Annotated in this window: 9 protein-coding genes; 5 read left to right on the top strand and 4 right to left on the bottom strand. The window is 29.4% G+C overall.

Annotated elements, in window-relative coordinates; translation table 11 throughout:
- Positions 1 to 151 precede the first annotated feature (151 nt).
- Both O6B72_RS02990 and hemH read left to right on the top strand, forming a co-directional pair.
- On the top strand, positions 152 to 1,024 hold the full coding sequence (locus tag O6B72_RS02990) for a Gfo/Idh/MocA family protein (RefSeq protein ID WP_258298817.1): 873 nt from the start codon (positions 152 to 154) through the stop codon (positions 1,022 to 1,024).
- Positions 1,021 to 1,962, top strand: a complete 942-nt coding sequence (gene hemH / locus O6B72_RS02985; protein WP_269484817.1) for a ferrochelatase — start codon at positions 1,021 to 1,023, stop codon at positions 1,960 to 1,962. Before O6B72_RS02990 ends, hemH begins: the two co-directional genes overlap by 4 nt.
- Positions 1,963 to 1,982: 20 nt before the next feature.
- Here hemH and O6B72_RS02980 read toward each other — a convergent pair whose 3' ends face one another.
- The 4 genes from O6B72_RS02980 to O6B72_RS02965 form a co-directional block, all read right to left on the bottom strand.
- Positions 1,983 to 3,794, bottom strand: a complete 1,812-nt coding sequence (locus O6B72_RS02980) for a peptidoglycan D,D-transpeptidase FtsI family protein (protein WP_269492171.1) — start codon at positions 3,792 to 3,794, stop codon at positions 1,983 to 1,985.
- Positions 3,795 to 3,843: 49 nt separating this feature from the next.
- Positions 3,844 to 4,506, bottom strand: a complete 663-nt coding sequence (gene aat / locus O6B72_RS02975) for a leucyl/phenylalanyl-tRNA--protein transferase (RefSeq protein WP_258298820.1) — start codon at positions 4,504 to 4,506, stop codon at positions 3,844 to 3,846.
- A 35-nt stretch (positions 4,507 to 4,541) separates the two neighbouring features.
- The gene (locus O6B72_RS02970; protein ID WP_269492170.1) at positions 4,542 to 7,664 is read right to left on the bottom strand and encodes a cytochrome c biogenesis protein; all 3,123 of its coding nucleotides are present in this window, start codon (positions 7,662 to 7,664) and stop codon (positions 4,542 to 4,544) included.
- An 81-nt stretch (positions 7,665 to 7,745) separates the two neighbouring features.
- A complete protein-coding gene (locus O6B72_RS02965; protein ID WP_269488184.1) occupies positions 7,746 to 8,174 on the bottom strand; it encodes a hypothetical protein in 429 nt (142 codons plus the stop codon).
- A 482-nt stretch (positions 8,175 to 8,656) separates the two neighbouring features.
- Between O6B72_RS02965 and O6B72_RS02960 the strand changes: the two genes are divergently transcribed.
- The 3 genes from O6B72_RS02960 (at position 8,657) to thiC (ending at position 14,369) form a co-directional block, all read left to right on the top strand.
- Positions 8,657 to 10,747: a multiheme c-type cytochrome gene (locus O6B72_RS02960; RefSeq protein WP_156847854.1), complete on the top strand. Its 2,091-nt coding sequence runs from the start codon at positions 8,657 to 8,659 to the stop codon at positions 10,745 to 10,747.
- A 63-nt stretch (positions 10,748 to 10,810) separates the two neighbouring features.
- Positions 10,811 to 12,901 (top strand): rhodanese-like domain-containing protein, encoded by a 2,091-nt coding sequence (locus O6B72_RS02955; protein ID WP_269492169.1) that lies wholly within the window; start codon positions 10,811 to 10,813, stop codon positions 12,899 to 12,901.
- 160 nt (positions 12,902 to 13,061) lie between these two features.
- Positions 13,062 to 14,369, top strand: a complete 1,308-nt coding sequence (thiC, locus tag O6B72_RS02950) for a phosphomethylpyrimidine synthase ThiC (RefSeq protein ID WP_269492168.1) — start codon at positions 13,062 to 13,064, stop codon at positions 14,367 to 14,369.
- Positions 14,370 to 14,399 lie beyond the last annotated feature (30 nt).

The raw sequence follows: 14,399 nt of genomic DNA, 5'->3' as shown, positions 1-14,399 counted from the left end.
AAATTTTTAAAGCCCATTTTATCTAAAAATTATTAAATTTAAGCTTTTTGAGTTAAATTTAAAGTTTATTTAGTTAAATTCAAGGTATAAAAACTAAATATTTATTGAGTTAAGATATAATAGATTTTAAACAAAAAACTCAAGGATTTTGATGAAGAAAAAGATTTCGATAATTGGACTTGGAAAAATCGGTAAAAAACATTTTAGCGAGCTTAGAAGATCTGATTATTTTGAGCTTGTTGGAGTCTGCGATAAGGATGAAAAGCTTGATAATTTCGCAAGATTTGAGTTTTTTAGTGATATTGAAAATATGTTTGTAACTTCAAAGCCTCAAGCTGTGATAATAGCAACACCATCAAAAACACATAAAGAAATCATTTTAAAATCTATGAAGTATGTGAAAAATATATTTGTTGAAAGTCCTTGTACTGAAAATTTAGAGCAAGTTAGAGAGATGCGCTATGCTGCAAATACAAGTCAAACAAAGATAGCTGTTGGATTTAATGAAAGATTCAATCCTACCGTAATATCTCTTTTAAGGGAATTTAAAAAAGAAAATGAAGAAATTTATTCTATTAGCATTATTAGATCTTGTGATTGCTATCAAAATATAGATATAATAAACGATTTGCTTTTAAAAGATTTGGACTTAATAAGGTTTATTTTAAAAACTGAAATTAGTAATATTGATGTTAAAAAATCATCTTTTGAAAATAAAGAAGTTGTTTCATCAAATTTAAAAACTAAAAATGGAATTTTAGTTAATATAATTTCTGGATCTTTATATCCTATAGATAGAGTTTTTATGGAAATTTCAGCTAAAAGTGGTGTTTATCTTGCTGATTTAGTAAATTTTACACTTCATAAAATTACAATGAATGGAAGAGTAAATTTAAGAGTTGAAAATGAGGATTTTTCCATAAGAAATGAACATAAGTGTTTTTTAGATGTTTGCGAAAATAAAGAGTTTGGAAATTTAGCAAATATGGAAGATGTGATAAAAATAAGGGAGATTTTAAGATGAAAAAAGTAGTTTTGCTTCTAAATATGGGAGGACCAAATAATCTTGATGAGGTTAGTGTTTTTTTAAAAAATATGTTTAATGATAAATATATTTTAAATATTAAAAATGAAAAACTAAGAGATAATATTTCATCGTTGATAACACGTTTAAGAAAAAAATCAGCAACTAAAAACTATGAATTAATTGGTGGAAAATCACCACTAGTTGATATTACATATTCTTTGGTTAAAAAACTATCTAAAACAAAAGAATATGATTTTGATTTTATTATGCGTTATACTCCCCCATTTGCAAAAGATGTGCTTAAAAAATATAAAGGATATGATGAAATTGTGTTATTTCCTCTTTATCCACATCATTCTATTACTACTGTTGTTTCTAGTTTAGAAGATGCAAAAGACTGGATTAATGAGCTTAATATAAATGCAAATATAAAAATAATTGATGTCTTTTTTAATGATTTGGAATATAATAAAATTATAATCAACTCAATCAAAAATGAAATTTATGGTATAAACGAAAATGAAGTTTCTGATATAACTTTGATTTTTTCGGCTCATTCTTTACCAAAAAGCATTATAAAAAATGGTGATTTGTATGAAAGAAATATTAAAGCTCATGTTGATATTTTGTCAAATTTAATTAAAAAAGAGGGTATTAATTTTAAGGATATAAGGCTAGCTTATCAATCTCGTCTTGGGCCAGTAAAATGGCTTGAGCCAAATTTGAGTTTTGTTTTGCCACTTTGTGTTTCAAAAAAAGCTTTAATTTATCCACTTTCATTTTGTATTGACAATTCAGAAACTATTTGTGAGCTTGATATAGAGTATAGAAAAATAGCAAACAAAAGTGGTTTTAAATACTATAGAGTTTGTAAATGTCCAAACGATAGTGATAAATTTGTAAATTTTATAGTAAATAAAGTGCAAAATTTATAAGGCAAATTTCTACATTTGCCTTAGTCTTTAATGCTATTTAAAATTTCGTGATCAACTTCTTCAAAATTTTTATCTTCAAAAGGCTTTAGGTAATTATCCTTTATGAGCAAATCAATTATTTCTTTAAAAACAGGGAGTGCATTTTGTGCTGCGTAGTAACTTCCTTTTTTAGGCTCTCTTACTAGGACACCTATTGTATAGCTTACATTACTATCATTTGCAAAACCAAAAAATGAGCTGTTATATAGTCTTGTATATTCACCTTTTTGTGCTATTCTTGCAGTTCCTGTTTTGCCACCAATAACAAGTCCTTTTGTTATTGCTTTTCTTCCAGTGCCTTTATTTACAGTTTCTATTAATATGTGTTTTATAGCATCAGCTGTTCTTTTAGAAATTATCTCTTTTTTAAAAGGTTCATTTAAATTATAAATTTTTCCATCTTTTTGCAGATGTTTTACAACTCTTGGATTTATCATAATGCCATCATTATTATAAATAGCAAAAGCATTTAAAATTTGCATAAAAGTTGCTTGTAAACCATATCCATAACTAATAGTTGCTTTGATTGAAGTGTTTTGTAGCATATTTAAAGTTGGTATATTTCCAGCTTGTTCATAAGGCATATCAATACCTGTTTTATTAGATAAACCATATTTTAAAAGCCCTTCAAAAAGCTTTATATTGTCTAGTTTTGAAGTGATTTCTATCATGCCTATATTTGATGATTTTACAACAACATCTGTTGCACTTAGGCTTTTTTGTGGGTTTGTGTCTTTTATAATTCTCGAGCCAAGTTTATATGAGCCATTATGTGTGTTTATAATATCATTTAAGTCAACTTTATTATTTTCATACACAATTGAAAAAATTATTGGTTTTATAACAGAGCCTGGCTCATAGGGATATTCAGTAGCAGTTAAGTTTAAAGCATCATAATCTTTTCTTGTTATATTTGATGGATTATAACGCATAGATGTTGCGAGAGTTAAAATTTCTCCAGTTTTTGAATTCATAATGGCTGCTACAATTTCAGTTGCATCGTATTTTAAAGCATTTTTGCTTAGCAAAAGTTCAATTTCTTTTTGAAGCTTTAAGGGGATGTTTAGAATAGCATCATAGCCATCTTCTCTGATTGATTTTATGGAGTTTTTTTCTATTATTATATTATTTCCTATATCTCTTGGACCTTTTAGGATCTGATCTTTTGTGGCAAAAAGATAATAATCATAAAATTTTTCAACACCTTTTACGCCTCTTACTCTTGTTATATCATCGACTTCAACCTTTTTTATATATCCTAAAAACGGACTCATGCTATCATTGGCTAGATAGCGCCTGTTTTCTCCGCTTTCTATTATACTCATTCCAATTGGTGGATGAAATTTTCCATCTTTTGTCATAAAAGAAATAAAAACTTTTTTTTGATTTAATGTGTGAGCAAGTTCTTTTAAATGAGTTGCTATTTTTGGATTGATTTTATAAGATAAAACTACTCTTCCTTTAGTGCTTTGAATCAATTTTTTAATTCTTGTTGCATCATCGTTTGTATAAATAGTATAAAGTTTTACAAAAAGATCAAGTTTGTCCTTATCTATGCTTCTTGTATCAATTTCAACTTTATAAAGCTTTTGTGATCTTGCTACTTTATAGCCATCAAGTGAGATTATACTTCCTCTTACTGCGCTAGTTTTATCACTACTTTGAAGTTTTGGCAAATTTCTTTGTGAACTTGACCAATAAAATACAACTGTTAAAAAAATTAAAAGTATTATAGGAGTAAGTAAAAATTTAATTAACCAACTACCTAATTTATTATCTTTTTTTATTTGCATCAAATTTTCCTAGATTAAAACCATAATTATATAAATTTAAACTTAGTTTTTAGTTATAAAAAGGTTTAAATTTTTTAAAATCTAAATTAGTATTTTCATTTATAAGCTTATGGTAAATTGTTAAAAACTCTTTTTGAGAAATTTCTTTTGCACCCATAAATTTAAGATGAGGGTTTATAACTTGAGCATCGATTAAAAAATTATATTTATTAAGATTTTTACCTAAATTTATCAAAGCCACTTTTGAAGCTTCTTTTTTTATACTAACCATGCTTTCTCCACAAAAAACTTTACCAAAAATAAGTCCATAAAGCCCTCCTATTAACTCATTTTCAAAATAAACTTCAACACTGTGAGCTATGCCTAAATTTGCAAGTTTTATATATGCTTTTAATATTTCATCGTTTAGCCAAGTTTCGTTTTTATCTCTTGATTGGTAACATAAATTTATTAAAGATGTAAAGTCATGGTCAAATTTAACTTCATATTTTTTTAAAAATGGTTTTGTTGATTTATGTAGTTTTATTTCATCTGGGAAAAATATAGCTCTTTTTTGCGGAGAGTGCCAAATTATTGGATCTCCTGGCATAAACCAAGGAAAATATCCACTTTTATAAGCTGTTATTATTGTACTTGGTTCCAAATCCCCGCCAATACAAAAAGATGCCTCTTTTGGAAGCATGGCAGGGTTTGGGAAAATATATTTTTTCATATTTTAATTAAAAGGACAATAAAGTCCTTTTAAATTTAAAGCTTTTGTGCATCTTTTCGTTTAAAGTATGCAAGAGTTGCTAAAATAATCATAACAAGCATACTTACCCAGATTGATTTTGGAACAGGTATGGCATCTCCACTAGCATAGCTATGAAGTCCTGAAAGGTAGAAATTTACTCCAAAATATGTCATCATTACGCTCCAAAATGAAAACATTGAAGCTACTGCAAACCAATATTGTGAGTTTGCACCTTTTAGTAATCTCATGTGGATTACTGCTGAGTATATTAAAATAGTTATTAGTGACCAAGTTTCTTTACTATCCCACCCCCAATATCTTCCCCAGCTTTCATTTGCCCAAACTCCACCTAGGAAGTTTCCAGCTGTAAGTAAGCAAAGTCCAAAAATTAAACTCATTTCATTTATTCTAGTTGCTTCTAGAATATTTCTTGCAAGTTCATTATCATTGCCAGGTTTTTTAATGATAAATAAAAATAGACAAAACATTGCTAAAAGCATACTTAGTCCAAAAAATCCGTAACTTGCGGTTATAACTGAAACATGTATTGTAAGCCAATATGAGTTTAAAACTGGAACCAAGGTCGTAATTTGAGGATCTATGTGGCTAAGATGAGCTACAAAAAGTGTAATTCCTGCCATTATTGATGTTAATGAAAGAGAAATTGCCGAGGTTCTTGAAAAAATTATGCCACTAAAAGAAAGAGCCCAAGCTATATAAACTAGCGATTCATAAGTATTGGACCAAGGCGCATGACCTGAGATATACCACCTAAGACCAAGACCTGTTGTGTGAAGTAAAAAAGCTATGATATTTACTAAATAAACTGCCTTAAAAGCAAAGTTCATATTTAAATTTGGGTTCATCATTCTTAAAAATACAAATATTAAAAGTGCAAAACCAGCAAGTAAATAAACAGGCATTAATCTTTTAAAAATATCAAGTTCGTTAAATAAAACTTCAAATTTAAGCTTGTTGTATGATGGAACTACCTTTGCTCCTATTTTGTTTTGATATTTTTTTATAAGATCAAGTGCTTTATCAGCCTCACTCCAATTACCACTTTCTTGAGCATCAAGAACTGACATTGTGTAGTTTTGAAGAACCATTTTAGCTCTTTTTTCTTCTGCTGCACTAAAATTTGTCATAACTCCGTAAGCTGCAAACCAAGTGTGATTAGGATCGTTTTCTTTTGGAATTATTTTAAAGATTGATTTCATTAAAGTCGCGTAGTAGATGTTGAATCTTTCATCAACCTTTATGACTTCTTTATCAAATTTTGTTCTTGTGTTTGGAGCTTTTCTATTTGTTTGTTCAGAAAGAAGCATAAGCTTATAAGAAGATTTTCCGTTTTTATCAGTTGTAAAAAAGTCTTCAAATGAAGCATGGGTTTCATTTGGCTTTAGACCAAGAATTTTTTTAAGCTCATCATCGCCTATTTTTACAAATTTAGTATGTTGCCAACTTTCAGGATTCATAGTTATTGAAAGCATAGTTTGAACGGCATTCATTCCTTCAAAGCTTTTACCTTTATATACCTTGCGTAAAATTTCATTTGCCATTGTATCAAATGGCTCCATTCTTCCATCAAATCCTTGCACTACTAAAGTAGCAGCTTTTTTGGCGTGTTCTTTATCTATATTTGGTATATCATTTGCTTTTAAGTTATTTGCTGTAAAAAAGCTAAAAAATGCAACTAAGATAAGACTTAATGCTTTTTTATTTACATTATTATTTTCTTTTTTGACAGTTTTTTTATCTCTTGAACTACTTTTATCTATAAGTCTTGCAAGTTCTAAAAATCTTGAGTTTTTGTTAAAGAAATTTAAAAACATTCCAAGCATTAAAAGAAAATATCCAATATAAGTAGGAATTTTACCTGGGTCTTTGTTAACTGATAAAATAGTTCCTTTTTCATCTAAATCATAAGAGCTTTGGAAAAACCTAAATCCACCATAATCCAAAACGTGGTTCATATAAATTTCATAATCCATTTTAAAATCTCCATCTTCTACTACAACCTCACTGCTATATCCAGAAGGCGAATTTGAACCTGGATATCTATCAAGTTTAAAATCTTTTAGATAAATACTAAAAGGAAGTTCAATCATTTTTGGAGACCAAGCAAATTTAAACTCTTTCCCTCCAACTGTATAGGTTCTTGCAAAATCTCCGAAAAAGGCAAAAACTTCTTTTGTTTCGCCATTGTATGTTAAATCACAAATTATGGCATTATTTCCTTTTTGAGTCATTGGAACTGGCTTAACTCCAAGTTTTGCTTTTGCAAGCATTGTTGTTGGGGCAAAATTTACACCATCAATTGTGTATAGTCTGTGTTCATTAAAATCAATTTCTGTATTTTTTTTAAGCTTTCCATCAGTATTGTCAGACATTTGAAAATATTTTATATCTTGATTTGTTTGCATATAAAATTTGCCATCATCTTTTAAATATATTTTTATAAAATTATGCTGTTTCGGCTCATTGTTAAAAGTAATATCTAAATCACCAATTGGTAAAATATCTCCATTATTTAAAGTAATTTTTCTTTTATTTTTATCATCTGAAAAAAGAAGCTCTACAATAGGCTTTCCATCATCTGCTTTAATCCAACCTAAATCGCCATTTAAAACTAGTTCTTTATATTTTAATACGGCATCTTTTTTTCCTAAATCAAGTTTTAGATCAAAACTATTTTTTTCATTTGTTGCTATATATCTATTTACATCTTTTGAGATGGTTTTACCTTTTTCATCTTCGCTTATAAGCTGTATGTAAACTTCTCTTGTTGAGATTAAATTTGTTTTTGTATGCTCTCTTATATGCATTGAGCCTTCTTTACCGAAGTAATGAGTCATCGTTGCACCTACAAAAATTACAATAAAACTAAAATGAAATAAAAAACCAGGTAGCTTTTTAAGTCCATAAATTTTATATTTAATCATATTGTAAATTAAATTTATAGTAAGTAAAAGCATTATAAGGCCAAACCAATTACTTCTATATATAAATGCAAACGCAGCATCCGTTCCTTTTATGCTCTCAACTATTGTAGCCACAGCACAGGCACAGGCAAATATTAAAAGTAGAGCATTCATTGCTCTAATACTTAAAAGCCCTCGCAAAAATTTCCCCATATGTATTCCTTTAAGATTTTAAAATAAGCGTAGATTTTATTGTAGAATTTATAACATTTAGCATATAAATTTTAAACTTTATTATTTAACTTTAACAGGCATAAATAAAAAGTCATAAATTCTCCATTTTGCATCTATCATATGTAATACTATGTTTTTTTCAAAAATATGATTTTGTTTTTTGTAATTTGATGTAAGTTTTACAACCGCAATTGTAGGGCTGCTTTGATCTTTTAAGTAATCAAATTTAAGTTCAACAATATCATCATTTCCCTTGTAATCATAATCTATATAAAAAAGATCTTTTCCGTTATTTTTTTCTTTAAATTTATCCATATAATCAAGATTGTTTTTTGGTGCTAAGAGTTTTTCAGCTTCAGCTATCTTGCCTTCTTCACACAACAGTATAAAGTTATATACAACATCTACGGGGTTTTCTTCATTTATTTTTTTAGAGCATCCTGTTATAAATAAAAAAACAAATAAAGTTAAAATAAGTTTTTTATACATTTTATATCCTTTTAAAATTTAGTAAGATTTATTTTACCTTAAATTTATAAATATTTAAGTAAATGCAAATTATCTCTTTTTATGGCTTATATTTTACTTAAAGTTTTTATTTAAACAAATGATAAAATATTTGTTGTTTAAATTTCATTAATTAAATTCTAGTATTTAATAAAATATATTATATCTATAAAAAATATATATTATATATATTAAAATATAATTATGTAATCATTTTGAAACAATGAATTTAAGCATTTTGCACTTCATTATCAAAAAAGAAGTATATATTGTTGAATAAAAAGAATTTATTTATATAAATTGTTTATTTTAAAGTTAAATTCAGTAAAAATTAAATAAAATACTAACACATTGTTTGAGATATTAAATAAAAGTGAATAAATTTTACATTTTTGTTTAAATATCTTTAAAATATTGTAAATTATGAAAAATGAGTAAATGAAAGTTTATCAAGGAGGATACTCATGAAAGCAAAATGGTTTAAAAAGGCATCACTTGCCTGTTTTATGGTTTTGTTTGCAGGAACAGCCTGTTTGCAAGCTGAAGAAAACGTTTCAGCACAAAATGTACCTGTTAAAACAGAGAAAAAAGTTAGTGAGTCAACACTTGCTGATAAATATCAAGAAGAGATGAAGCAAAATTTAAAGCTTTATCATGATGAAGACCCACTATTTCAAGGTAAGCCAAGAACATTGGAAGACTATGTAAGAGGAGCAGATACTTTTTTTGATATTTTAATTGATCAGCACCCAATGTTTAAGTACGAAAAAGCAGGTAGACTTAAAGGCAAATACACAATGAGTGATAGGCAAGAAGAATTTGTTGAAATAAACAAAGGCCCTAAATTTGCTGAAAAGTCTGGTCTTGCTCATGCTGCTGTTACATATAGACTTGGAATGGAATCAATTTTGGATTATCCAAATAAATTTGTAGGACCAAAAAAATGCGGTGAGTGTCACCCAGCTCAATATGATCAATGGCAAAGATCAAGACATGCAAAAGTTGTAAGATTTCCTGATGAAATGTCAGAAGTTGGCGGAGCAGAAGGTCTTAAAAAACCTATGTATAATTCACCTTCTACAATATTGCCTTTAGGAATTTATCCTGATGATGTTTATGCGGTTATTGGTACCCCTAGAACAAAATATGGATTTATTGATAGATGGTTAGTTAGAGGAACCTATCATGTTCAAGATGGTAATTTAAGTGATTTAACTGGTACTATGGTAGCAGGAGGTAATCAATTTTCAAGACTTTGGTCTGAGCACATTACTCCAGATATGGCTAAAAAAATAGCTGAATTTAGTCCAGGTTTCCCAACTAAAATGGAGGATTTTGCACATTCAAGATCAACTGTTTGGGGTACAAATTCATATGGTTCAAAATATGCTGAAACTATGATGTTCCAACCAGCTAGTTCATACTGTGAAGTTTGTCATAGTTTTAAATTTGATTTTAAATCAAAAGAAGATTTTTATAATGCAATAGGTGATGCAAAAAAACTTAGAGAACATACTATTTCACAAGGTATTAGCTGTGAAGAGTGTCATGGAGCAGGAGCTCACCTTTATGGCGCAAGAGGTGCCGGTATGCCATCAAATTGTGAAAGATGTCACCAAAGATTTGCTTATCAAGACGATGAAAAAAATCCAAATCCAAGAAAACCATTTAATGTTTATTTTAAATCAAGTTGTCCAGCTTGTGGAACAGAGGGTTCTCAAATGTATAGCTCACTTCACTATGATAAAGGTATGAGATGTACAACTTGTCATGATCCACATGAAGTTACAGCAAATGATTGGACAACAGAATATACAAGAGTTGGACTTAAAAAAACTTGTCAAGATTGTCACGAAACTCAAGCAGAGTTTTTCAAAGCAATGGGTGGAATTCATGCAAAAGATAATTGTACTGGATGTCACATGCCAAATATGATGAGTTGTGAAAACTTTGCTGCTATTCAAAACCCTGATAAAGCAGGATTTGATAATGTTAGAGCAAGCCATATCTGGAAAATAGATATTCATCCAACAAGAAAGTCAATCAACCCACCTGAGGGTAAACCAAGAGATCCGCTAAAAGTAAAAGGTTGGAGAATGGAAAGAGATCAGAACGGAAGGTTCTTTGTTGACTTAATGTGGAGTTGTGGTAGAACAAGCTTTAGTGATCCAGATTTAATTGAAAAAGATGCAAGTGGATGCCATAGTCCTGTTCAATCAACATTGCCAAATGACTTGAAATTTACAAATCAAGAGATGATTTATGAAAAAGTTATGGCATGGCAAACTCCTGTAAAAGAAGGATATGAAAAAATTAAACAAGGCTTAAGAGAGTTGGATAAAGCTTTAGCTAATTCTCAAGGATTAGATGTTGAGAAAAGATCAAAAGCAATATTCTTAACAAATGAAGCTAATAAAATTAAGAAAAAACTTGAAGATGATGGTGCTTGGGGTGTTCATGGACCACAATATTCAAAGAAAATTGTTAATGAGGCATTAGTATATATCGAGCAAGCTCAAAATATACTAAAATCAACTAAAACTACTAAAAAATAGAGTAGCCTTCTAAAAAGTTTGGCTTTAATTAGCCAAACTTTTATGTATATTTAAGGATAAAAGATGAATAAATTAATAAAAAATATATTTATTGCTACTTTTGTGGTTTTAGCTTCTGCAGTTATTACTCCACAAGTTCATGCTTCAGGTAATGGAAGTATGGCTTTCGTAGATGGTGTAGTGCCTATTAGTATTTCAAAAGCAAAAGAGCTTATGAATGATGGTGCTTATATCTTTGATGCAAATGAGCTTGAAGTTAGACAAGAATATGGACATGTTGAAGGTGCTGTTCATATAAACGTAGATAATTGGGAAAGATTATTACCAAAAGATAAAAACTCTGTTATTATTGTTTATTGTTTAAATAGAATTTGTTATATAAGTAGCGAAATTGCACTTGAGATTTCAAAGCTTGGATATAAAAATGTCTATGTAATGATAGAGGGAATTGAGCAGTGGATATTAAGTGGTAATCCTGTTATAAAAGATGCAGTAGATCCAGCCGATCTTAAAAATAAATATTTAGGAAACAATAATTGGGAAAAGTCATCTAAAGTAACTGATTATACTGATACAATCCATAGACAAATTTTATTTGGCGAAATTCCTTCATGTAGAGATTGTCACGGTATAAATGTAGGAAGCGATGCAAAAAGTATCAATGCTGATTTTGCAAGTCTAAGGCAAAATGTAAATAAAAACTGTATGTCTTGTCACGATGATGTTGGAGAAGAATTTAAATCAAGTGTTCATGGCAATGTTATGAGTACTAAAAAAGGTCTTCCATTGTGTTCTGATTGTCATAGCATACATATGGGACCAGCTGTTTCAAGTATAAATATGAAGAAATTTGCTGATAAGAAATGTGGAGATTGTCACCAAAAAGAACAAGCTATGTATCATACAACTTTCCATGGTAAAGCTATGCTTTTAGAAAATCCAGGAAAAGCTATTAGTGTTGCAGCTTGTTATGATTGCCATGGAACACACAATATTTACTCTGTAGATGATGCTAGATCAACACTTTATAATGGTGAAAAAAGAATAGAAACTTGTGCTTCTTGTCACCCTGGTGGAAATCAAAACTTTTCAGAGTTTATGGCTCATGCTGATCATACAGATGGTGAGAATTACCCAGTATTAAACTTTGCTTATAAATTTATGACAGCACTTATTATAGTAGTGTTTGGATTCTTTGGTATTCATACTTTGTTGTGGTTTATAAGACTTACAATGACAAGAATGAAATATTCAAAAGAATGGAAAGAAGCTAAAAACAGAGCACATTCTGATAAAGTAAAAATTAAAAGATTTACAGGATTCCATAAAGTTCAACACTTCTTATTAGCAGCAAGCTTTTTGGGATTAGGCTTTTCAGGTATGCCACAAAAATATCATACAGCTGATTGGGCTCAAAGCATGATTGATTTAATGGGTGGACCAATAGGTGCAACTAAGATTCACCACATTTCAGCATTTATAATGCTAGCTGTTGTATTTAGTCACTTTGTAGAGATAGTCGTGGTTGCTTACAGAAATAGACAAGCTGTAATTGATCCAAATACTGGTAAATTTAGTTGGAAAATTTTCTGGAGAAAATTCTTTGGACCTGATTCATTAGTTCCAAATTTCCAAGACTTTAGGGATTTGAAAAACAATTTCTTATGGTTTATCGGTAAAAAAGATAAAATGCCTCAATTTGACAGATGGACTTATTGGGAAAAATTTGACTATATTGCAGTTTTCTGGGGTATGTTAATCATCGGTTTATCAGGGCTTATGCTTTGGTTCCCAGTTACATTTACAAAAGTTTTACCAGGACAAATGCTAAATCTTGCTACATTCTTACACTCAGATGAGGCGTTACTAGCATTAGGATTTATCTTTGCGGTGCATTTCTTCCATACGCACTTTAGGGCAAATAAATTCCCTATGGATACAGTTATTTTCTCAGGAAATTTAACTGAAGAAGAAATGAAACAAGAAAGAACTCCTTGGTATAACAGATTAAAAGAAAGTGGTAAATTTGATGAATTAATTGTTAAAGACGACAACTTTGATAAGTGGAAATGGCTTGCTTATATAGTAGGTTATGCGATGCTTATAACAGGTATTGTTTTCTTATTAATGATAATTTATTACTACATCTTCTAATTTTTAAGCCACCTTTTTTAAAGGTGGCTTTTTAAAAATATCAAATAATATAAAATCTCATTTTTTCAATTTTATTGCTAAAAAATAAATTTTTATTTCATTTATTAGAATTTATAAGGTACAATTTGTATTTTATATTTTAATATAATTAAGGATAAATATGAGTAAAACTCAGCTATATTATGCTAAGCAAGGCATTATCACAGAAGCTATGAAATTTGTAGCCAAAAAAGAAAATCTTAGTGAAGAGATTATTAGAAACGAAATTGAAAAAGGACATCTTATAATACCTGCAAATATTAATCATACAAATTTACAACCGATGGGTATAGGAAGTGCTTTAAAGTGCAAGGTTAATGCTAATATAGGCTCATCAGGTTTAAATAGTAGCATAGATGAAGAAATAGAAAAATTAAATATATCTATTAAATATGGTGCAGATACTGTTATGGATCTTTCAACTGGTGGAGATTTAAACGCAATAAGAAAAGCCATTATCAATGCCTCGAGTGTTCCTATTGGCACTGTTCCAATATATCAAATGGTTCATGATATAAAAGATATAAAAATGCTTGATAAAAATACAATACTCCAGACATTAAAAACACAAGCAGAGCAGGGCGTTAGTTATTTTACAATTCATTGTGGGTTTAAGTCAGAATTTATGCCATTAGTTGCAAAGAGAAAAATGGGTATAGTAAGTAGAGGTGGTAGTTTAACAGCTTCTTGGATGATGCATCACCATAAGCAAAATCCTTTTTATGAATTATTTGATGAGATATGCGAAATTTGTGCTAAATATGATGTGTCTTTATCGCTAGGAGATGGTTTAAGGCCAGGATGTCTTTATGACGCAACTGATGAAGCTCAAATAAGCGAGCTTAAAGTTTTAGGTGAGTTAGCAAAAAGAGCTTATGATAATGATGTTCAAGTCATGATAGAAGGACCTGGGCATATTCCTTTAAATGAAATAGAAAAAAATGTAAAATTGGAGCAAGAGTTTTGTAATAATGCACCTTTTTACGTACTTGGACCTTTGGTTACTGACATAGGTGCTGGATATGATCACATAACAAGCGCTATTGGAGGAGCTTTAGCAGCTTATCATGGTGTAAGTATGCTTTGTTACGTAACACCTAAAGAGCATCTTGGGCTCCCAAATGCTAATGATGTAAGAGAGGGGCTTATAGCTCATAAAATAGCAGCTCATGCAGCCGATATAGCAAGATCTAGAATTGGAGCTATTGATAGAGACCATGCCATGAGTGATGCAAGATATAATTTTGATTGGAATAAGCAGTTTGAATTAGCACTAGATCCTAAAAGAGCAAGGGAGTATCATGATGAGAGCTTACCAGAAGAAAGTTTCAAAAATGCTCATTTTTGTTCAATGTGTGGACCAAAATTTTGTGCTTATAAAATAAGTAAAGAAGTAGCAGCTAAAAGTTGCGAATACTTTAAAGAGTAATTTATTCTAATTTTAGTGATATAAGATTTT

It is taken from the genome of Campylobacter ureolyticus, from assembly GCF_027277485.1.
Lineage (GTDB): Bacteria > Campylobacterota > Campylobacteria > Campylobacterales > Campylobacteraceae > Campylobacter_B > Campylobacter_B ureolyticus_B.
Note: the sequence above shows the minus strand (reverse complement) of the source record. Positions and strands in the feature narration are given on the sequence as shown.